This window comes from Sanguibacter sp. HDW7, from assembly GCF_011300875.1.
In the GTDB taxonomy this organism is placed as follows: domain Bacteria; phylum Actinomycetota; class Actinomycetes; order Actinomycetales; family Cellulomonadaceae; genus Flavimobilis.
In genome coordinates this window covers 2193104-2214099 of sequence record NZ_CP049862.1, presented here as the reverse complement: position 1 = coordinate 2214099, position 20996 = coordinate 2193104, and the positions used below count along the sequence as shown (strand labels likewise).

The window sequence follows — 20996 nt, the reverse complement described above, 5'->3', positions numbered from 1 at the left end:
CCAGGCTGTCCACAGGTGTCGGTCGGTGCGCCATCATCCAGAACCAGGCGCGGACCAGGGGAGCGCCCGCTACGCTGACCGCCATGCTCCAGCCGCTCCTCACCCCGACGCCCGTCGCGGGGCCCGTGCGCCCGGCCCCGGCCGCCGCGATCCTCGGCGTCGCCGTGCACCTGCCTGACGACGTCCGCAAGGTCGCCGACGTCGAGCGCGAGCTTGCGCGCCGCAACCCCGGGATCGCCCCGCGCACTCCGCTCGTCACGCGGCTCACCGGGGTGCGGCGCATCCACGTGCTGCCCGACGGCGAGGACGCGTCCGACCTCGCGGTCGCGGCCGCCCGGACGCTCCTCGCCGAGCACCCGGGCACGCGGGTCGACCTGCTGATCTTCGCCTCGGCGAGCCAGGACATGGTCGAGCCCGCGACGTCGCACATCGTCGCCCACAAGCTCGGCCTCGACACCGTGCCCGTCATGGACGTCAAGAACGCGTGCAACTCGGTGCTCAACGGGATCGAGGTCGCCGAGGCTCTCGTCGCGACGGGCCGCTACCGCACCGTCCTCGTGGCGTCGGGCGAGGCCCCCTCGCGCGCCGTGCGTCACGACGTGCCCGACCGGGCGACGTACGCGCTCTCCGCGCCGGGGTACACGATGTCCGACGCGGGCGCCGCGGTGCTCGTGGGCCTCCCGCCGGCCACAGGGCCCGATGAAGCGCCGCGTGGCATCCTCGCGAGCGCGTTCTCCGCCCGCTCCGAGCACTGGGACGTCGGCATGCTCCCCGGCGGCGGCACCGCGCACCCGCGCGACGTCGAGCGCACCTACTTCGAGATCGACGGCGGGCGTCTGCGCGACGCGTTCTGCGCGCTCGGCCCCGGAACCGTCCACGAGGCGCTCGAGCGGGCGGGCCTCACGCTCGACGACGTCGCGCTCGTCGCCGTCCACCAGGTCGCCGTCGCCTACCTCGACGACGTCCACGACGCGCTCGGCCTGCCGCGCGACCGCACGCTCGTCACGGTCGCCGACCACGGCAACGTCGCCTCCGTGACGCTCCCGCTCCAGCTCGTCCGTGCCCGCGAGAGCGGCCGGGTCCGGGACGGCGACGTCGTCCTGCTGCTCGGCCTTGCGGGCGGCATCTCGATCGGCGCGACCCTGGTACGCCTGTGAGGCCGCCGCGCCCCGGCGGTCGCGTCCGCTCGACGGCGGGCACGCACCCCGCGCCCGGGCGGCTCGGTGTCGTCGTACCCGCGCGCGACGAGGCCGCGGGCATCGCCGCGACGCTCGACGCGCTGCGAGCCCAGCACGACACCGACTTCGACCTCGTCGTCGTCGACAACGGGTCCTCGGACGGCACGGGCGACGTCGTGCGCGAGTACGCCGCCTGGCACGGCATGCACCGCTGGCGCGTCGTCGTCGAGGTGCAGAAGGGGACGGGTGCGGCGGCGGACACGGGCATGCGTGCGGCCGCCGACGCGGGCGCCGCTCTCCTCGCCCGGACCGACGCCGACTGCCTGCCCGACCCCGGCTGGACCGCGGCCGTGCGCCGTGCGCTCGCGCTGTCCGAGCTCGTCGCGGGGCGCCTCGTGCCGCGCACCGACGACCTGCCCGTCTCCCGTCCGCGCACCGCCCTGCTCAACGGGGCTGTCGCGCTCGCGGGGGCGTTCGGCAAGGTCCGTCCCGGCAACCAGGACGACGGCTACCTCGGGCCGTACATGATGTCCGCGGGCTGCAACATGGCCGTCACCGCGGACCTCTACGTCCGCGCAGGAGGCTTCCCGCGCACCGCGATCGAGGACATCCACGAGGACCGTGCGCTCGTCAACGCCGTCCGCCGGCTCACGACGCGCTACGCGACGTACGACGACGTGCTCGTGCGCGGCTCGACGCGTCGTGTGGCTGCGTGGGGGCTGGTCCGGACGCTCGGCTGGTACGCCGACCACCGCTACCGGCCCGAGCACGTGGACATCCGGTGAGCGTCGAGGACGTCGCCCGCGCCGCGCAGGTCGCACAGGTCGTGTGCGACGCCGACGACGAGGTCCTCTTCCACGAGGAGCGCGTGCAGCGCGGTGCCCACCCGTTCGCCTATCCCGCGCTGCGGGCCCTGCGCAACCGTGCCGCGGTGCGCGTGCCGGGGCTCGGCGTCGTCGTCTCCGACGCCGCGACCGCGCGGGCCGTGCTCCTCGACACCGAGGGGTTCTCGAAGGTCGGGCCGGGCTCGCCCGCAGAGCTGTGGACGCCCGTTCTCGGTCCGTCCGTCCTGCTCAACATGGAGGGTGCCGAGCACGCCGCGCTGCGGCGCACGCTCGCGCCGCTCTTCACGCCGTCGTCCGTGCGCGCCCTCACGGCGACCCGGTCGGCGCGTCTCGACGGGCTCGCCGAGCAGCTGCTCGCAGGGGAGCGGGTCGACCTCGTGCCCGTCGTCGGGGAGATGGCGGGCTCGCTCATCTGCCACCTCGTCGGCCTCGGCGACACGGGCGACGCCGTGCGTGAGCAGCTCCGCAGGGCCCAGGAGATCGTCGGGCTCGTCCGCCTCCATCGGCGCGGGCTCACCCGGTCGCAGGTCGCCCGCGCCCGCACCGTGCTCGACGAGCTGAGCGAGCCCGCGCGCGCCGCCTACCGCGACGGTGGGACGGACACCGTGCCCGGCCGTATGCGTGAGCTCGGGCTCTCCGAGCGTGAGGCGATGGGGGCTGTCGGCGCGTTCGTCCTCACGGGCACCGAGACCGTCCAGTCGTTCGTGCCGCGGCTCGTGGCGATCGCGCACGACGCGGGCGTGCTCGACCGCCTGCTCGCCTCGGCGACGACCGACCGCTGGCGCGGCCGCGTCGTCGAGGAGGCGCTGCGCACAGCCGTGCCGACGCCCGTCATGCTGCGTTCCGTGACGGCCGAGCGTGAGGTTGCCGGGGTGCGCGTGCGCCCGGGGGACAGGGTCGTCGTCGTGACGATCTCGTGCTGCCGGGGTGCCGGTCCCTTCGACCCCTCGGTCGACTCGGCGCCCGCCGTGCGCCAGCTGTGGTTCGGGGCCGGCCCGCACTTCTGCCTCGGCATGCCGCTCGCCATGGCGCAGATCGACTCCGTGCTCGCCGCGCTCGCCCCCGTCGCCGCGGCAGGCCGGTCCGTCCACGTCGTGCGGCGCACCGTCGCGCGACGCGTGCTCATCCCCGCCTACCGCGAGCTCGTGGTGACGGCGTGAACGGCGCCGAGGCCTGCGGTCCCGCGCCGACCGTGTCGGACGACGGCTCAGGCGGCGTCGACGCGCACCTCGTCACGCTCGTCCTCGACGCGTGCGCGCGGACGCCTGACGCCGTCGCGCTCCGTGTGCCCCGACGCACCCGGCGCGGGCGGCCCCAGCGATTCCGCGCACTGACGTTCCGCGAGCTCGCCGACCGCATCGAGGCCGTCGCACGCGGCCTGCGCTCCCGCGGGCTCGAGCCGGGCGGACGCGTCCTCTTCTCGATCCGGCCGCGTCTCGACGGCATCGTCACCGCGCTCGGCATCGCGCGCGCCGGCGGGACCGTCGTCTTCGTCGACCCCGGCTCGACGCCCGAGCTCTTCGCGGCCCGGGTGCGGGCGGCCCGGCCGACGCACGCGGCGACCGAGTCGCTCCTCCACGCGCTCTCGCGCGGTCCGCTGCGAGCCGTCGCGCGGAGTCGCGGGCTCGCGCTGCCGGGCTACGCCACGCTGCCGGTCACGCACGTGCACTCAGGGCCGTGGCTGCCCGGGGTTCCGCGCGGGTCGGTCCCCGTCGCGCGGCTGCGGCGGGGGAGCGCCGCACCCGCGGCCTCGCACCGCCTCGCCGGTGACCTGCCGCCGCCCGACCCGCGCGCCCCCATGCTCGTCGTCTTCACGTCCGGGACGACGGCCGCGCCCCGCGCCGTCGTCCACTCCGGAGCGACGCTCGCAGCCGCGACGCGCACGCTCGGCGAGATCGTCGACCTCACGCCCGGCCAGGACGTCGTCACCGACCAGATGCTCCTCGGCGTGCCCGCACTCCTCGCCGGGGCGACGTGGACCGTCCCCGTCGTCGCGCCCGCCCGCGACGTCGTCACGGCCGGGCGCCTCCTCACGGGCGCCGACGTCACCTTCCTCGTCCCCTCCGACGTCACCGGGCTGCTCGACGCGATCGAGGCCGGCGCCGTCCCCGCCCGGACCGCATCGACGGTGCTCGTCGGCGGCGCACCCGTGACGCGCGCGCTGCTCACGCGAGCGACGCGGCTCCTCCCGGGAACGCGGTGGGTCGGGATCTACGGCATGACCGAGTGCCTGCCCGTCGCGTCCGTCGAGGCACCGGCCAAGCTTGCGCACGCGGGCGACGGCGACCTCGTCGGGACGGCCGTGAGCACGGTGGCGGTGCGGGTCGTGCCCGACGACGCTGTGCCCGACGGCGCTGTGCCGGACGGCGCTGTGCCGGACGGCGCTGTGCCGGACGGCGCTGCGCCCGACGGCGCTGTGCCCGACGTCGCGCCCGGTGCTGTCGGCGAGCTCGTCGTCTCCGGGCCCGCCCTCATGCTCGGCCTGCTCGGCGAGTCCGGAGAGGTAGTCCCCGTGGCCGAGCACCGCACGGGCGACCTCGCCCGCGTCGACCCCGACGGCACGCTCGTGCTGCTCGGTCGGACGCGCGACATGATCATCCGCGGCACGGTGAACATCTACCCGGCGCTCTTCGAGCCGCGGCTCGCGGCGCTCACGGGCGTCGGCGAGGCGGTACTTGTCGGGCTGCCGCGCGAGGACGGTGACGAGGAGGTCGCGCTCGTCGTCGTCCCGTCGAACGCGGGCTCGCGGCCGGACCGGCTCGTGTGCACGCACCCGCTCGCGGACGCGGTGCGGCCGCTGCTCGCGGACGTCCTCGACCACGGGGCGCTGCCCGACGTCGTGCTCGTCGCCCCGGCGGTGCCCGTCGCGGGACGCAGCCGTAAGCCTGACCGCGCCGGGCTCGCCCGCGCGGTCGCGGAGCACGTCGCGCAGGCGCGCGCGGGTCGTGTCCGACGTCGGGGAGCGGGCCTCGAGGATCCCGCCGGGGTCGCGTCAGCGGAGGGGGAGGCCTGCGCGTGCGCGTCGCGGTGACGGGGGCGTCAGGCTTCGTCGGGGGTGCCGTCGCCCGCGCGCTCGTCGCCGACGGTCATGACGTCCACGCGTTCTCGCGCCGCCCTGCGGGCGTCGGGACCTGGCGGGAGTGGGACCTTGCCGGCGGGGCGCTCGCGGACCCGCCCGACGTCGACGCGGTCGTCCACGTCGGGGCAGCGGTCGCCGACGGGGGCAGCCACGGGGCGGCGGCACGGATCAACGTCGACGGCACGCGCGCCGTGCGCGAGACCTTCGCGGGCGCCCGCATGGTCCACGTGTCGTCCGCGAGCGTCTACGACCCGCGCGTGCCGACCGTCGTCGGGCGCGAGGACTCGCCCCTGCCGGACCGCCACCTCAACGCGTACGGTGCGACGAAGGCCGCCGCCGAGCGCTACCTCGCCGGCGCCGACCTCGGACCCGTGCTCGTGCTGCGGCCCCACGCCGTCTACGGGCCGGGCGACACGACGCTCCTGCCTCGCGTCGAGGGGCTCGTGCGACGCGGCCGCGTCCCTCTCGTCGGCGACGGCAAGGCGCTGCACTCCTTCACGCACGTCGACACGTTCGTCGCCGCCGTCCGGGCGGGTCTGACGAGCGACGTCACGGGCGTCGTCAACGTCGCTGACGCCGAGCCGTGGCCCTTGCGTCGCGCGGTCCTCGAGCTCCTCGAGCGGCGCGGGCACCGCGGCCCGGAGGGCGGGTCGCTGCGCGTGCTCGAGGTCCCGCCACGTCTCGCGCACGGCCTCGCGGGACTCCTCGACGGCGCGGCCGCGTGCGGGCTGCCGCGCTCACGGCTCAGCCGCTACGCGCTCAGCCACCTCGCGGTCGAGCGGACGCTCGACCTCACGCGTCTGCGCTCGTGGCTCGGCGTCGACCCGCCGCCGACGACCCTCGAGGGCGCCGAGACCTGGTGAGAGGGCTCAGCCTGCCGTGACCGAGCCCGACTCGTAGGCCGCGACGACGAGCTGCACCCGGTCGCGGCACCCCGTCTTGCGGAGGATCTCCGAGACGTGCGACTTCACCGTCGGCTCGCTCACCCACTGCTCGGCCGCGATCTCCGCGTTCGACAGCCCGCGAGCGACCGCTGCGAACACCTCGCGCTCGCGCGGCGTGAGATCGGCGAGGCCCGGCACGACGCGCGGTGCCGGCTGCCGCGTCGCGACGTCCGTGACGAGGCGCCGCGTGACGCCCGGGCCGAGGAGCATCGACCCCTCGGCGACGAGCCGCACCGCCTCGACGAGACGCTCGGCGGTGACGTCCTTGAGGAGGAAGCCGCTCGCCCCGGCCCGCAGCGCGTCGTACACGTACTCGTCGAGGTCGAAGGTCGTGAGGATGACGACCCGCGTCCTCGCCCTCGACGCGGTGACGCGTCGCGTCGCCTCGATGCCGTCGACGTGCGGCATGCGGACGTCGACGAGTGCCACGTCGGGGGAGGTGCGGGCGACGAGGTCGACGAGCTCTGCGCCGTCGGCCGCCGTGCCGACGACCTCGATGCCGGGCGTCGCCGCGAGGATCGCGGCGAGGCCGTGGAGGATGACCGGCTGGTCGTCCGCGAGGACGACGCGCACGGGTGCGCCTGCGGAACCAGGTGCGGCAGCGGTGTCGGGAGCGGTCACGAGGTCATCCTGCCAGGGCGCCCGGCCCGTGGCGCCGGGCGCCATGACGCTCACGGGACGTCGGTGGGCACGAGGGGCAGGGTGACCTCGACGACGAAACGCCCGTCGACGAGCTCCGTGCCGGCGGTGCCGCCGACCTGGGCGGCCCGATCCCACATGCCTGACAGTCCGCGGCGGGTGGTCCCCGGGGTGGCGGTCGCCGGGTTGCTCACGGTGAGTCGCAGCATCCCGTCGAGCTCCGAGAGCTCCAACGTCACCGGGGCGGACGGTGCGTGACGGCGAGCGTTCGTCAGGCACTCCTGGGCGATCCGGAAGAGGGCGTGACCCGTGCGGTCGTGGACGCGGGCGAGCAGGTCGTCGACGTCCGCGGGCAGGTGCGCGTCGATCTGCTGGCCCGCGTCCTGCGCGCCGGAGACGAGGCTGAGGAGGTCGAGAGCCGTCGGCGGCGGGGAGAGCGGCGCGTCGTGGCCGTCCGGCGCCAGGAGGTCGAGGGAGCGCCGCAGCTCGGTGAGTGCGGCACGGGCGCCCTCGGCGACGAGCGCCAGCTCGTCGCGCGTGCGCGCGGTGAGGTCGGGCGTCGCGTAGCGCAGGGACTCGGCGCGCACGGCGACGAGCGAGAGGTGGTGGGCGGCGACGTCGTGGAGGTCGCGTGCGATCTCGGCGCGTCGGCCGTCGTCGAGACGACGGGACTCGGCGCGCGTGGCCGCGGCGACCGAGGCGTCTCGGGCTGCCCAGGCGTCCAGGAGGGCGCGCACGGTGAGGATGACGACGGCGACGACGGCGACGGGGAGCACGTAGCCGACGACGGCGTCCCGGACGGGGGAGAGCGCGCCGCCGGGAGCGACGAGCCATGCGGGCGCACCCAGATCGGACCTGCCGCCCAGTGCCGCCGCGAGGGTCCCGACGACCGCGAGGCCGGACGCCGTGGCGAGCGGGACCCAGGACCGGCGGGCGGCCGCGAGGCCTCCGACGAGGGCCGCAGCCACCGCCGCCCCCCACCAGGCGATGTCGACGAACTCGACGGTCAGCGGCGGAACGATGACGAGGAGGGCCATGCCCGCAGCGACGACGGGCCGGGTCCGTGCGACCCAGATCGCGGCGACCATCCACAGCAGGCCCGCGGCCGGCAGCACCAGCGCCCAGAGGCTGGAGCCTTCGGTCCAGGCCGCCCCGTCGGCGGCGGTGGCGTCGCTGCCGAGCGCGGCGCGCCAGCGCGTCGCGAGGAGGGAGACGCCCGTGACGAGGACGCCGAGGCTCGAGAGGGCCGCGACTCCGGTGAGGAGACGGGGCGGGGCGGGGCGGGCAGCGGGGAGCCGCCGCAGCCGGGTGGAGGTGGGAGGAGCGGGGGCGGCGGCCGTGGGGAGAGCCTGTGTGGTGGTCATGGTTCGATCCAACTCGCGTCGTCGTCGTCGCCACCACCGCCGTGAGGAGGAACCCGGTCCCCGCCGCGGGGAGGGCAGCGCTCCGTGACCTGGACCACACGGTCCCGGACCGTGAGACCGCGGCGACCCGTATGTGACACGGGCGCCGCCCCGGGCGTAGGGTGGCGCTCGTGCAGACGATCCTCGTAGTACTTCCCGGGCGCGCGGCCTGACCGGCCACATCCCGGTCGTTCTCGCGCGCTCTCCCCTCGCATGGCCCCCACCCGGGCTCGAGGGGTTTTTTCTTGCCGCTGAACCCTCAGCGGCGCCACCCGAGGATCGACGCTCACCACCGTGAGACCGGGGCCGCAGCCGCATCCGGCGAAGGCCCCGCCAGCAGTCAGAGCAGTCCCAGCACCGCAGCCAGGGAGAAGACCATGGCCCAGGGTCACCCCGCAGCCGACCAGGCGCCCAGCGCGCCCAAGCCGGCGCCCAGCCCCGCCCACGCCGCCGCCGCGGCCGCCGAGCGCGTCCGCGCGTCCGTACCGCAGCGCGAGGAGATGACGGGCGCGCAGTCCCTCATCCGCTCGCTCGAGGCGGCCGGCGTCGACACCGTCTTCGGCATCCCGGGCGGCGCGATCCTCCCGGCCTACGACCCGCTCATGGACTCGACCCAGCTCCGGCACATCCTCGTGCGCCACGAGCAGGGCGCCGGCCACGCGGCACAGGGCTACGCGCAGACGTCCGGCAAGGTCGGCGTGTGCATGGCGACGTCGGGCCCCGGCGCGACGAACCTCGTCACGCCGATCGCGGACGCCAACATGGACTCGATCCCGCTCGTCGCGATCACGGGCCAGGTCGGCGCGTCGTTCATCGGCACGGACGCGTTCCAGGAGGCCGACATCGTCGGCATCACGATGCCCGTCTCGAAGCACAACTTCCTCGTCACCGACCCCGCGGACATCCCGCGCGTCGTCGCCGAGGCCTTCCACATCGCGCGCACGGGCCGTCCCGGCCCCGTGCTCGTCGACGTCGCGAAGTCCGCCCTGCAGTCGCGCACCGTCTTCGAGTGGCCGACGGACCTCTACCTGCCCGGCTACCACCCCGTGACGAAGCCGCACTCCAAGCAGATCCGCGAGGCCGCCAAGCTTCTCGCGACCGCGCGACGCCCCGTCCTCTACGTGGGCGGCGGCGCGATCCGTTCGGGAGCGTCCGACGTGCTGCGCAAGCTCGTCGACCTCTCGGGCGCGGCCGTGGTCACGACCCTCATGGCGCGCGGCGCCGTGCCGGACTCCCACCCGCAGAACCTCGGCATGCCCGGCATGCACGGCACGGTCCCGGCCGTCGCCGCGCTCCAGCGCGCCGACCTCGTCGTCTCGCTCGGCGCGCGGTTCGACGACCGCGTCACGGGCAAGCTCTCGTCGTTCGCGCCCGGCGCCGCGATCATCCACGCGGACATCGACCCCGCAGAGATCGGCAAGAACCGCGTCGTCGACGTCCCGATCGTCGGCGACCTGCGCGAGACGATCTCCGAGCTCGTGCCGGCGCTCGCCGACGAGCACGCGAAGAACGGCAAGCCCGACCTCGCCGCCTGGTGGGCGACGATCGACGACTGGCGCGAGACCTACCCGCTCGGCTACTCGCCGACGGCGGACGGCCTCCTCTCGCCGCAGCACGTCATCCAGACGCTCGGCGAGATGGCCGGCCCCGAGGCCGTGTACGTCGCGGGCGTCGGGCAGCACCAGATGTGGGCCGCGCAGTTCATCCGCTACGAGCGCCCGAACGCGTGGCTCAACTCGGGCGGCCTCGGCACGATGGGCTACTCCATCCCGGCCGCCATGGGCGCGAAGGTCGGCGACCCCGACCGCGAGGTCTGGGCGATCGACGGCGACGGCTGCTTCCAGATGACCAACCAGGAGCTCGCGACCTGCACGATCAACGACATCCCCATCAAGGTCGCGCTCATCAACAACTCCTCGCTCGGCATGGTCCGGCAGTGGCAGACGCTCTTCTACGACGAGCGCTACTCCAACACCGACCTCCACACGGGCCACGGCACGATGCGCGTGCCCGACTTCGTCAAGCTCGCCGACGCGTACGGCTGCGTCGGCCTGCGCGTCGAGCACGCGAGCGACGTCGAGGCGACCATCAAGAAGGCGCGGGAGATCAACGACCAGCCCGTGCTCATCGACTTCAACGTCTCGCGCGACGCCATGGTGTGGCCCATGGTCGCCGCCGGCGTGAGCAACGACGACATCCAGTACGCGCAGGGGATCTCCCCGGCGTGGGACCGCGAGGACTGAGAGGAACCGGCACCATGACCCGTCACACCCTCGCCGTGCTGCTCGAGAACAAGCCCGGCGCCCTCACCCGCGTCGCCGCCCTGTTCGCGCGCCGCTCGTTCAACATCCACTCCCTCGCGGTCGGGCCGACCGAGCACGAGGGCATCTCGCGCATGACGATCGTCGTCGACGTCGACGAGCTCCCTCTCGAGCAGGTGACGAAGCAGCTCAACAAGCTCATCAACGTCATCAAGATCGTCGAGCTCGACGACGAGTCGTCCGTCCAGCGCGAGCTCCTGCTCGTCAAGGTCAAGGCCGAGGCCGGCACGCGCTCGGCCGTGCTCGAGGTCGTCGAGCTGTTCCGGGCGCACGTCGTCGACGTCGGGGTCGACGCCGTGACGATCGAGGCCACGGGCAACCCCGGCAAGCTCCGCGCGCTGCTTGCGGCGCTCGAGCCGTACGGCGTCCGTGAGATCGTCAAGTCCGGTGCCATCGGTATCGGTCGCGGCTCGCGCTCCATCACGGACCGCGCCCTCGAGCGCGTCTCACGCACCGCCTGATCCTGCGGCGGACAGCCGTCCTACGGTTGACTTGACCCGGACGGTCGGTCGCCGACCCACGCTTCACAACGAACATCAACGAGGAGAACCATCGTGGCAGAGCTTTTCTACGACGACGACGCCGACCTGTCGATCATCCAGGGCAAGAAGGTCGCGATCGTCGGCTACGGCTCGCAGGGTCACGCCCACGCGCAGAACCTGCGTGACTCGGGCGTCGAGGTCGTCATCGCGCTCAAGGAGGGCTCGAAGTCGATCGCCAAGGCGGCCGACGAGGGCTTCGAGGTCAAGACGGTCGCCGAGGCTGCGGCCTGGGCGGACCTCATCATGATCCTCGCGCCGGACCAGCACCAGCGCTCGATCTACGCCGAGTCGATCGAGCCGCACCTCGCCGAGGGCAAGACGCTCGCGTTCGCCCACGGCTTCAACGTCCGCTTCGGCTACATCACCGTGCCCGAGGGCGTCGACGTCATCCTCGTCGCCCCCAAGGCACCGGGCCACACTGTGCGCCGCGAGTTCGTCGCGGGCCGCGGCATCCCGGACATCATCGCGGTCGAGAAGGACGCGACCGGCACGGCGTGGGCCACCGCGCTGTCCTACGCGAAGGCCATCGGCGGCACCCGCGCCGGCGTCATCAAGACGACGTTCACCGAGGAGACCGAGACGGACCTCTTCGGCGAGCAGGCCGTCCTCTGCGGCGGTACGTCGCAGCTCGTCCAGTACGGCTTCGAGGTCCTCACCGAGGCCGGCTACCAGCCGCAGATCGCCTACTTCGAGGTCCTCCACGAGCTCAAGCTCATCGTCGACCTCATGTGGGAGGGCGGCATCGCCAAGCAGCGCTGGTCGGTCTCCGACACGGCCGAGTACGGCGACTACGTCTCGGGCCCGCGCGTCATCACGCCCGAGGTCAAGGAGAACATGAAGGCCGTCCTCGCGGACATCCAGTCGGGTGCCTTCGCGGAGCGCTTCATCGGCGACCAGGACGCGGGCGCGCCCGAGTTCCACGCCCTGCGCGAGAAGGGCGCCCAGCACCCGATCGAGACCGTCGGTCGCGAGCTCCGCTCGCTCTTCGCGTGGAAGCAGCAGGACGCTGACTACACGGAGGGCTCGGCCGCGCGCTGACCCCTGCACGACGACGGCCCGCCAGCACCGATTGGTGCGGGCGGGCCGTCGTCGTCCGACTCGTCGGGCCTCAGCACCATTCGATGGTGCTGAGGCCCTACGAGTCGGTTCCGGCGTTGCGCCGGGGTCAGGCCTTCTTGACGAGGCGGACGAGCTCGGCACCCTGGGCGTCGACGAGCACGAGGCGGCCGTCGGCGTCGAGGCCAGCGGCGCGCGCACCCGAGGCGAACACCGGCATCTGGACGCCCTCGCAGCCGATGAGCGTCTGGGGGCCGGCGATCGCTCGCCACGAGCCCTTGTCGGACAGCCACAGGCCGCTGACGCCGTTGCAGCCGTCCGAGCCGACCCAGGTGCCGTCGGCCGCGAGGGTGAGGTGGGAGGCCTCGGGGTCACCGACGGGCTCGGCCGGGAGCCAGCGGCCCACGAGCTCGTCCGTCGTCGCGGCGGTGACGCCGGCAGGGAGCGCGGGGGAGGCCGGGTCGAGCGCTGAGCGGAGCGCGTCGTCGAGGACGGGGTCCTGCGCGAGGTCGGGGGAGTCGTGCGCGGGGACCTTCGGGGTGCCGCCGGGCGTGAGGGTGGCCGTCGCGGCGCCGTCGGCGCCGAGAAGGACGAGGTCGTCGCCGGCGGTCGCGAGCGAGGCCGCGTCGTCGAGCCATGCCGGGAGGTTCGGGATGTCGCACGTGCCAGAGCCGGACCACGCGTCGGTGAGGAGCGTGCCGTCAGCTCCGAGGAGGTAGGAACCATCGACGCGGCCGCAGTCGAGCCACAGGGTCATGCCGTAGCCGATCTGGACGACCGCTCCCTTGTCGGCGGTGGTGCCGCTGACGGTCCACGTGCCGACGGCCTCGCGCGCGTCAGTGAGCGCGACGGGTGCGGGTTCGTCGATCGTCGTCGGCTGCGTGCCGGGTGCGCCCGGGGCGGCGCACGCGCCGAGCAGGAGCGCGGCGGGCGCGACGACGGCGGCGACGCGCGCGCGCCGGGACGGACGGGAGGTGGTGCTCACGAGGGATCCTCTCGGGTGGGTGACGTCCTGCATGTGTCCTGGCCGGCGTGGGGCTTGCACGCGTCGCGAAGAAGGGGTGCGCGCCCGTCGCCATCTCGCCCGACGGAATGTGTCGTCTCACCATGTGGTGAGACGGTCCGTCGGAGTGCGGACGCCGCGGCATACGATCCCCCGCATGACGAGCAACATCAACCTGGCGGTCGTCGCGGGCGACGGCATCGGCATCGAGGTCGTCGAGCAGGGCCTCGCGGTCCTCGAGGCGGCCCTCAAGGGCACCGACGCGACGGTCTCGCAGACGGCCTTCAACCTCGGCGCGCAGCGCTGGCACGCGACGGGGGAGACCCTCACCGACGCCGACCTCGACGCGATCCGCGGCCACGACGCGATCCTGCTCGGCGCGATCGGCGACCCGACGGTGCCGTCGGGCGTCCTCGAGCGCGGCCTCCTGCTCAAGCTGCGCTTCGCGCTCGACCACTACGTCAACCTCCGCCCCGCGAAGCTCTTCCCGGGCGTGCGCTCGCCGCTCGCCGAGCCCGGCGACATCGACTTCGTCGTCGTCCGCGAGGGCACCGAGGGCCCGTACGTCGGCAACGGCGGCTCGATCCGCACCGGGACGCCGCACGAGGTCGCCAACGAGGTCTCCGTCAACACCGCCTTTGGTGTCGAGCGCGTCGTCCGTGACGCCTTCGCCCGCGCCGCCGTGCGCCCGCGCAAGCACCTCACGCTCGTCCACAAGCACAACGTCCTCGTCCACGCGGGCCACCTGTGGCGCCGCACGGTCGAGGCCGTCAACGCCGAGTTCCCCGAGGTGACGACGGACTACCTCCACGTCGACGCCGCGACGATCTTCCTCACGACGAACCCCTCGCGGTTCGACGTCATCGTCACCGACAACCTCTTCGGCGACATCCTCACGGACCAGGCCGCCGCCATCACGGGCGGCATCGGTCTTGCGGCCTCCGCGAACATCAACCCGGACCGCACCGCCCCGTCGATGTTCGAGCCGGTCCACGGCTCCGCCCCGGACATCGCAGGCCAGGGCAAGGCCGACCCGACCGCGACCGTCCTCTCGGTCGCGATGCTTCTCGACCACCTCGGCTACACGGCCGAGTCGGCGAAGGTGACGGCCGCGGTCGCGGCCGACCTCGTCGAGCGCGGCACCCGAGTACGGTCGACGGCCGAGATCGGCACCGACCTCGCGCAGCGCGTGGCCGAGTGACCCCAGCGGGTCCCGTGCCCTCGGCCGTCCTCACCCGGTAACGTCCGTTGAAGGCGGGCGCGCACCCCGCGCGCCCGCCCGGTGAAAGGCCACCCCATGAACGACAGCACCACCACCACGCAGATCTCCGACCTCGCCGCGGCCTACGACGTGCGCCTCACGGACACGCCGACGCCCGCCGCCGAGCGAGCCGAGGCGCTCGCCGCACCGCGCTTCGGCACCGTCTTCTCCGACCACATGGCCCGCGCCCGCTGGACCGCCGACGGCGGCTGGGGCGAGCGCCGCGTCGAGAAGTACGGCCCGCTGCAGCTCGACCCCGCGACGGCCGTCCTCCACTACGCGCAGGAGATCTTCGAGGGCCTCAAGGCGTACCAGCACTCCGACGGCTCCGTGTGGACCTTCCGCCCCGAGGCCAACGCCGAGCGCTTCGCCGCCTCGGCCCGCCGCCTCGCGCTGCCCGAGCTCGCCGTCGAGGACTTCGTCGCGTCGATCGAGGCGCTCGTGCGCGTCGACCGCGAGTGGATCCCCACGGGCGACGAGGCCAGCCTCTACCTGCGCCCGTTCATGTACGCCTCGGAGAAGTTCATCGGCGTGCGCTCGACGCTCGAGGCCGAGTACCTCGTCATCGCCTCGCCCGTCGGCCCGTACTTCGCCAAGGGCGTCAACCCCGTCTCCATCTGGGTGTCGCAGAACTACCACCGCGTCGGCGCCGGCGGCACGGGCGCGGCCAAGTGCGGCGGCAACTACGCCGCAAGCCTGCTCCCGCAGCAGGAGGCCTACGCGAACGGCTGCGACCAGGTCGCCTTCCTCGACGCCGCGACGAACACGACGCTCGAGGAGCTCGGCGGGATGAACATCTTCGTCGTCGGCGCCGACGGCTCGGTGTCGACGCCGGCCCTCACGGGCTCGATCCTCGAGGGCGTGACGCGCCGCTCGATCCTCCAGCTCGTCGCCGACCGCGGCATCGAGGTCCACGAGCGCACCATCACGCTCGCCGAGGTGCTCGACGGGCTGCGTGACGGATCGATCGCCGAGATCTTCGCGTGCGGCACGGCTGCCGTCCTCACGCCCATCGGTCGCCTCGCCGGCGCCGACTTCGACCTCCCGGTCGCGGACGGCGGAGCGGGCGCGCTGACGATGTCGATCCGAGAAGAGCTCACCGACATCCAGAACGGCCGCCGCCCCGACCGTCACGGCTGGATGCACCGGCTCGTCTGAGCCGACGCTCTTTGCTGCCGCGCCCGGACACGACGAGGCCCCGCCGACCGAAGTCGGCGGGGCCTCGTCGTGTCCGGCGGTGCGAAGCTCAGACGCGCTTGATGAGCACCGAGGAGAGGGAGTATCCCGGGGCGTACGAGACGGAGCCGACCTTGAAGTAGATGCGGTCGCCGACGCGCAGGTTCTTGGCCTTGATCTTCACCACGGACCCGTAGGAGGCCTTGCCGAGCGTCGTGAGCGCGACGCGGGTGTAGGACTTCTTCCCCTTCTTCTTGACGAAGAGCGCGACCTTCGCCGTCCGCTGGTACTCGGGGGCGCGGACGGTGAACGTCGCCGTCGCGCCGGGCTTCCAGCTCGGGGCGCTGAAGTACGTGTTCGCCTTCGAGATGTTCGTGTTGGCGCGGACGTCGAAGCGGAAGCGCCCGATCACCTGGCGTTCGAGGTACTGCCCGTTGAGCTTGTAGTACTGCTTCACGGGGACCCGGATCTCGTAGCGTCCTGGCGACGCGAACTTCGCGAGCTCGAGCTTGTACTTCACCGGCTTCCCGGTGGTCACGGAGCCGACACGGGAGACGTATGCCCCGATCGGCTTGGCGACACGCGAGCTCACCTTGACGACCTCGGCCCAGCCGCCGCCGTAGTAGACGCCCACGCCATCGCCGTTGACGTCGGAGTAGCCGCCGTCGTCGGGCGAACCGACGACGGAGAGGTTGAACGTGAACGTACGCGTCCCGGAGGCCGACGGCACGACAGTCCGGGCGAGGCCGGAGATCTTGGGCGTACCGAGGGTCGGCTCGACGGTGTCTGCGCTGGCGGCGGGGGTCGTCACGAGGGCGGAGACCGCCACGAGTGCGAGCGAGGCGGCCAGCGTGGTGGCGCGGCGGACGAAGGTCTTCAAGAGGGTCCCCTGTGGTGTCGTGAACAATGACGTAGCCGGCGGGAACGTGCTCGACGCGGTGTCGCCGCCCCCGTGGCAGGGGAATCGTAAAAGGGTTTGCTTCGCGCCGCGCGGTGAGCGGGGAGACATCTCAACTTCAGAGCAACATCGCAGGTCAGCGCGGGGGAACGGACGGCGTCGAGCCGGGGTGATGTCCACGGAGTGGTCGCCGCCCCAGGCGCGTCAGCGGAGGTGGCATCATTCACGTGTGACCTGCTTCACCCTCATCATTGCGTAGCGCGCCCGGCCACCGGCCCGGCGCGCAGACCTCCCGTACCTTCCGGGGGGTCTTTTTGTTGGTCAGGACAGCAGCGTTGGTCACGACAGCAGTTCCGCACGACAGTCCGGTCACCTTGACCGCCGACCCGAGGAGAGTCCGATGGGCTTCGACGTCTACGACACGACCCTGCGCGACGGCGCGCAGCAGGAGGGCATGAACCTGTCCGTCGCGGACAAGCTCGCGATCGCCCCGCTGCTCGACGAGCTCGGCGTCGGCTACATCGAGGGCGGCTGGCCGGGTGCGGTGCCGAAGGACACCGAGTTCTTCGCGCGCGCAGCCAAGGAGCTCGAGCTCGAGAATGCGGTCCTCGCGGCCTTCGGCGCGACGCGCAAGGCTGGCGTCGCGGCGTCCCAGGACCCGCAGGTCCGTGCGCTGCTCGACTCGGGCGCGCCCGTCATCACGCTCGTCGCGAAGTCCGACCTGCGCCACGTCGAGCGCGCGCTGCGCACGACGCGCGAGGAGGGCCTCGCGATGATCTCCGACACCGTCGCGTTCCTCGTCGGCGAGGGTCGTCGCGTCTTCGTCGACGCCGAGCACTTCTTCGACGGCTTCCTCGCTGACCCCGAGTTCTCGCTCGCCGCCGCCCGCGCGGCCGCGGACGCGGGCGCCGAGGCCGTCGTCCTGTGCGACACGAACGGCGGCATGCTCCCCGACCAGGTGACCGAGATCGTCACGGCCGTGCGCGCGGCCCTCGGCTCCGGCGTGCGCCTCGGCATGCACGCGCACAACGACTCGGGCTGCGCCGTCGCCAACACGATCGCCGCCGTCAACGCGGGTGCCGAGCACATCCAGGGCACCGTCAACGGCTACGGCGAGCGCACGGGCAACGCCGACCTCCTCACGGTCGTCGCCAACCTCGAGCTCAAGCTCGGCCGCCCCGTCCTCGCGGGCGCGGGCCTCGCTGAGTCGAGCCGCATCGCCCACGCGATCTCCGAGCACACGAACATCTCTCCCTACGGCCGCCAGCCCTACGTCGGCGCGAGCGCCTTCGCCCACAAGGCGGGACTCCACGCGAGCGCCATCAAGGTCGACGCCGACCTCTACCAGCACATCGACCCGCGCCTCGTCGGCAACGACATGCGCATGCTCGTCTCCGACATGGCCGGGCGCGCGTCGATCGAGCTCAAGGGGCGCGAGCTCGGCATCGACCTCGCAGGCCAGGGCGAGCTGCTCGGCCGCGTGACGCATCGGGTCAAGGACGCCGAGGCCCAGGGCTACACGTTCGACGCGGCCGACGCGTCCTTCGAGCTGCTGCTCCGCGAGGAGGTCTCCGGCTCGCGCGTCAGCTACTTCACGGTCGAGTCGTGGCGCTCGATCGTCGAGCGGCACGGCTCGCGCGGCGCCGAGACGTCCTCTGAGGCGACGGTCAAGCTCGTCGCGGGCGGCGAGCGCATCGTCTCGACGGGCGAGGGCAACGGCCCGGTCAACGCGCTCGACCACGCTCTGCGCCAGGCGCTCATCCGCGTCTACCCGGAGCTCGAGGCGTTCGAGCTCATCGACTTCAAGGTCCGTATCCTCGACAACTCCCTCGGCACCGACGCCGTCACGCGCGTGCTCATCGAGACGACCGACGGGGAGTCGACCTGGTCGACCGTCGGCGTCGGCCCCAACCTCATCGAGGCGTCGTGGGAGGCGCTCACCGACTCGGCCGTCTACGGCCTCCTCAAGGCGGGCGTCGACCCCCGCTGACCCGCAGGACCGCCAGAGCTCGTGCCGCACCACCCCTGCGGCACGACGCCCCGGACGCCCACCATCGCGTCCAGGGCACGCGCGCCGCGCGACCCGGCCACACCGGCCGACGGTCGCGCGGCGCGCCCGGTTCCACGGCATGACGGCAGACTCGGTCTCCGTCGGCGAGGGGTGACCGACGCCACGCTCCCGGGCCCGGCCTCGCGGACGTAGTGTTGGGCCTTGTGAGAGGCGAATACAAGGTTCCCGGTGGCAAGCTCGTGGCGGTCGACGTCGAGACCGACGAGGCAGGTGAGAGGCTCGCGCGCGTCGCGGTCTCGGGCGATTTCTTCCTCGAGCCGGACACGGCGCTCGAGGACATCGACGCGGCGCTCGTGGGCATGCCCGCTACCGCGTCGGTCGCCCAGCTCGCGCGGGCGGTCGAGGGGGTGCTCGACGAGACCGTGACGATGGTCGGTTTCTCCGCCGAGGCTGTCGCGATCGCCGTGCGCCGCGCGCTCGGCCACGCGACGGGCTGGCACGACCACACGTTCGAGGTCGTCCACGAGGGCCCGCAGAGCCCCGCGATGCACATGGCGCTCGACCAGGCGATCTCCGAGAGCGTCGACCGTGGCGAGCGCCGCCCGACGCTGCGGATCTGGGAGTGGGGCGCGCCCGCAGTCGTCATCGGCTCGTTCCAGTCGCTGCGCAACGAGGTCGATCCCGAGGGGGCCGAGAGGCACGGCATCACCGTCGTGCGCCGGATCTCGGGCGGCGGCGCGATGTTCATCGAGCCCGGCAACACCATCACCTACTCGCTCACGGTCCCCGGCTCGCTCGTCGAGGGCCTGAGCTTCGAGCAGTCCTACGCCTTCCTCGACGACTGGGTGCTCGGTGCGCTCGGCTCGCTCGGCATCGAGGCGACGTACAAGCCGCTCAACGACATCGCGTCGCCCGCCGGCAAGATCGCAGGCGCGGCGCAGAAGCGCCTCGTCGGGGGCGCGGTGCTCCACCACGTGACGATGGCCTACGACATCGACGCCGACAAGATGCTCGAGGTCCTGCGCATCGGCCGCGAGAAGATGAGCGACAAGGGCACGAAGAGCGCCAACAAGCGCGTCGACCCGCTGCGCTCGCAGTCGGGCATGGCCCGCGAGGACGTCATCGAGGCGTTCAAGTCGTACTTCGCGAGCCGCTACGACACCGTCGCGGGCGAGGTGACCGACACCGAACGTGCGCGGGCCGCCGAGCTCGCGGAGACGAAGTTCTCGACGCAGGAGTGGACGGCGAGGGTCCCGTGACGACCGACGACGCGTTCGGCCGCGCGCGAGCGCGGCTCGACCGCGTCGTCGACGCTCTCGTCTGGAAGGCCGAGGGCCCCACGGAGCGTGAGCTGCGCACGCCCATGACCCCGACGGGCTTCACGCTGCTCGGGGCCCTGCGGCACCGCGCGAACATCGAGCTCGGCTACCTGGGGGACTGCTTCGGCCGGCCGTGGCCCGGCGAGCCGTCGCCCGTGGCCGTGCCGCTCGACGCGTACGACGCCGACCCGCAGGCCGACTGGTGGGTGCCTGCCGAGGTCCCGGCCGCGACGGTCGTCGCGTTCGTCCGCGACGTCCACGCGCACGTCGCACCGACGCTCGACCGCGGCCCGGACGCCCCGGGGCGCGTCCCGTGGTGGCCCGGCGAGAGGTCGTCGACGACGCTCGGCCTCGTGCTCGACCACCTGCTCACGGACCTGGTGCGGCACGCCGGCCAGATGGACGTCGTGCGCGAGCTCGTCGACGGAGCGGTGGGCCTGGCCCGTGACGACGCGTGGAACGTGCCGGCAGGCATCGACTGGCCCGCGTACTCCGCGCGACTGCGAGGGATCGCCGAGCAGTTCTGAGCGCGGCAGGAGCCCCGGGGATCCCGGGGCTCCTGCCGTTGCCCGTGGTGAGGTCAGCCGCGCCGCGCCGCGACGACGCTCGCGACGACGAGGACGATGACGAGCAGCCACATGAGCACGGCCATGACCGGGATGGTCGGTGCGCCGAGCGCGAGCGCGACGGTCGCGACGGCCGTCGTGGGGAGGGCGACGAGCCCCGTCGTCGCGAACGCCTTCTCGGCGAGCCTGGAGTCTCGCTCGTCGCCGTGGCCCGTGACCGTCCGCTCGGGGCGGGTGAGCCGTGCGGGGTTGCGCAGGGCGCGGACGACGGCGACGCAGAAGAGCAGAAGGACGGCGCCTCCGCCGACAGCGGCGCCCGTCGCCATGGACTCCTGACCGTTCGTCGCGAGCAGGACGATGAGGGTGGCGGCGGCGGCGAGCCCGCACGCGAACCCGACGAGGCCCTGGACGAGGGTGCTATGGCTTGTCGTCGACATGGAAGATCTCCTCGATCGTGAGGTGGAAGTGGCGGGCGATCGCGAAAGCGAGGGGGAGCGAGGGGTCGTACTTCCCGTTCTCGATCGAGTTGACGGTCTGGCGCGAGACGCCGAGCTCGGTGCCGAGCGCGGCCTGGGAGAGGCCGGCGGCCTCGCGGAGCGCACGGACGTCGTTGCGCATCAGGGGCCCTGCGGGGTGGGGCGGGTCATGACGACCTCCGATGTCAAGGTTGCTTGATAAGACAAGCGTGCTTGACATGCGCCGCAATGTCAAGCGTCTTTGACAAGCGCTGATGAGCGTCGCGCGGGTCCCGGTTG

Annotated in this window: 19 protein-coding genes; 13 read left to right on the top strand and 6 right to left on the bottom strand. The window is 73.2% G+C overall.

Translation table 11 applies throughout. The annotated features are described in order from the left end of the window. Positions 1 to 83 precede the first annotated feature (83 nt). The 5 genes from G7063_RS10180 to G7063_RS10160 are packed head-to-tail and all read left to right on the top strand — an operon-like array spanning position 84 to position 5965. A complete protein-coding gene (locus tag G7063_RS10180; RefSeq protein ID WP_166414293.1) occupies positions 84 to 1157 on the top strand; it encodes a 3-oxoacyl-ACP synthase III family protein in 1074 nt (357 codons plus the stop codon). Next, on the top strand, positions 1154 to 1963 hold the full coding sequence (locus G7063_RS10175; RefSeq protein ID WP_166414292.1) for a glycosyltransferase: 810 nt from the start codon (positions 1154 to 1156) through the stop codon (positions 1961 to 1963). Before G7063_RS10180 ends, G7063_RS10175 begins: the two co-directional genes overlap by 4 nt. Continuing rightward, positions 1960 to 3183: a cytochrome P450 gene (locus tag G7063_RS10170; RefSeq protein WP_240916033.1), complete on the top strand. Its 1224-nt coding sequence runs from the start codon at positions 1960 to 1962 to the stop codon at positions 3181 to 3183. Before G7063_RS10175 ends, G7063_RS10170 begins: the two co-directional genes overlap by 4 nt. Beyond that, entirely contained in the window at positions 3180 to 5054 is a 1875-nt protein-coding gene (locus G7063_RS10165) for a class I adenylate-forming enzyme family protein (protein WP_166414291.1), read from the top strand. Before G7063_RS10170 ends, G7063_RS10165 begins: the two co-directional genes overlap by 4 nt. Continuing rightward, the gene (locus G7063_RS10160) at positions 5039 to 5965 is read left to right on the top strand and encodes an NAD(P)-dependent oxidoreductase (RefSeq protein WP_166414290.1); all 927 of its coding nucleotides are present in this window, start codon (positions 5039 to 5041) and stop codon (positions 5963 to 5965) included. The genes G7063_RS10165 and G7063_RS10160 overlap by 16 nt, the downstream gene beginning before the upstream one ends. 6 nt (positions 5966 to 5971) lie before the next feature. On the opposite strand, the gene G7063_RS10155 is transcribed toward G7063_RS10160, so the two are convergent. Next, complete coding sequence (locus tag G7063_RS10155; RefSeq protein WP_240916032.1) at positions 5972 to 6667, bottom strand: response regulator transcription factor; 696 nt, start codon at positions 6665 to 6667, stop codon at positions 5972 to 5974. A gap of 50 nt (positions 6668 to 6717) precedes the next feature. Then, complete coding sequence (locus G7063_RS10150) at positions 6718 to 8049, bottom strand: histidine kinase (RefSeq protein WP_166414289.1); 1332 nt, start codon at positions 8047 to 8049, stop codon at positions 6718 to 6720. A gap of 416 nt (positions 8050 to 8465) precedes the next feature. On the opposite strand from G7063_RS10150, the gene G7063_RS10145 reads away from it, so the two are divergent. The 3 genes from G7063_RS10145 to ilvC all read left to right on the top strand — a co-directional run bounded on the left by G7063_RS10145 (position 8466) and on the right by ilvC (position 11989). Further along, positions 8466 to 10331, top strand: a complete 1866-nt coding sequence (locus G7063_RS10145) for an acetolactate synthase large subunit (protein WP_166414288.1) — start codon at positions 8466 to 8468, stop codon at positions 10329 to 10331. Positions 10332 to 10345: 14 nt separating this feature from the next. Continuing rightward, a complete protein-coding gene (gene ilvN / locus G7063_RS10140; protein WP_166414287.1) occupies positions 10346 to 10870 on the top strand; it encodes an acetolactate synthase small subunit in 525 nt (174 codons plus the stop codon). 93 nt (positions 10871 to 10963) lie between these two features. Further along, a complete protein-coding gene (gene ilvC, locus G7063_RS10135) occupies positions 10964 to 11989 on the top strand; it encodes a ketol-acid reductoisomerase (RefSeq protein WP_166414286.1) in 1026 nt (341 codons plus the stop codon). Positions 11990 to 12116: 127 nt separating this feature from the next. On the opposite strand, the gene G7063_RS10130 is transcribed toward ilvC, so the two are convergent. Further along, entirely contained in the window at positions 12117 to 12992 is an 876-nt protein-coding gene (locus G7063_RS10130) for an META domain-containing protein (RefSeq protein ID WP_166414285.1), read from the bottom strand. Between the two features lie 175 nt (positions 12993 to 13167). Between G7063_RS10130 and G7063_RS10125 the strand changes: the two genes are divergently transcribed. Together G7063_RS10125 and G7063_RS10120 are read left to right on the top strand one after the other, a co-directional pair. After that, positions 13168 to 14211: a 3-isopropylmalate dehydrogenase gene (locus G7063_RS10125; RefSeq protein WP_166414284.1), complete on the top strand. Its 1044-nt coding sequence runs from the start codon at positions 13168 to 13170 to the stop codon at positions 14209 to 14211. A 96-nt stretch (positions 14212 to 14307) separates the two neighbouring features. After that, positions 14308 to 15429, top strand: coding sequence for a branched-chain amino acid aminotransferase (locus G7063_RS10120; protein ID WP_166414283.1), 1122 nt, complete (start codon positions 14308 to 14310; stop codon positions 15427 to 15429). Positions 15430 to 15517: 88 nt separating this feature from the next. On the opposite strand, the gene G7063_RS10115 is transcribed toward G7063_RS10120, so the two are convergent. After that, positions 15518 to 16327, bottom strand: coding sequence for a hypothetical protein (locus G7063_RS10115; RefSeq protein WP_166414282.1), 810 nt, complete (start codon positions 16325 to 16327; stop codon positions 15518 to 15520). 418 nt (positions 16328 to 16745) lie between these two features. Between G7063_RS10115 and cimA the strand changes: the two genes are divergently transcribed. The 3 genes from cimA (at position 16746) to G7063_RS10100 (ending at position 20202) form a co-directional block, all read left to right on the top strand. Continuing rightward, positions 16746 to 18335: a citramalate synthase gene (gene cimA / locus G7063_RS10110; protein ID WP_166414281.1), complete on the top strand. Its 1590-nt coding sequence runs from the start codon at positions 16746 to 16748 to the stop codon at positions 18333 to 18335. 224 nt (positions 18336 to 18559) lie between these two features. Further along, the gene (locus tag G7063_RS10105) at positions 18560 to 19615 is read left to right on the top strand and encodes a biotin/lipoate A/B protein ligase family protein (protein ID WP_166414280.1); all 1056 of its coding nucleotides are present in this window, start codon (positions 18560 to 18562) and stop codon (positions 19613 to 19615) included. After that, the gene (locus G7063_RS10100) at positions 19612 to 20202 is read left to right on the top strand and encodes a DUF664 domain-containing protein (RefSeq protein WP_166414279.1); all 591 of its coding nucleotides are present in this window, start codon (positions 19612 to 19614) and stop codon (positions 20200 to 20202) included. Before G7063_RS10105 ends, G7063_RS10100 begins: the two co-directional genes overlap by 4 nt. 53 nt (positions 20203 to 20255) lie before the next feature. Here the strand turns inward: G7063_RS10100 and G7063_RS10095 are convergent, their stop codons facing one another. Together G7063_RS10095 and G7063_RS10090 are read right to left on the bottom strand one after the other, a co-directional pair. Then, positions 20256 to 20678 carry a DUF2178 domain-containing protein gene (locus tag G7063_RS10095; RefSeq protein ID WP_166414278.1) on the bottom strand — a complete coding sequence of 141 codons (423 nt, stop codon included), beginning with the start codon at positions 20676 to 20678 and terminating at the stop codon, positions 20256 to 20258. Beyond that, positions 20659 to 20859, bottom strand: coding sequence for a helix-turn-helix transcriptional regulator (locus G7063_RS10090; protein WP_166414277.1), 201 nt, complete (start codon positions 20857 to 20859; stop codon positions 20659 to 20661). The genes G7063_RS10095 and G7063_RS10090 overlap by 20 nt, the downstream gene beginning before the upstream one ends. Positions 20860 to 20996 lie beyond the last annotated feature (137 nt).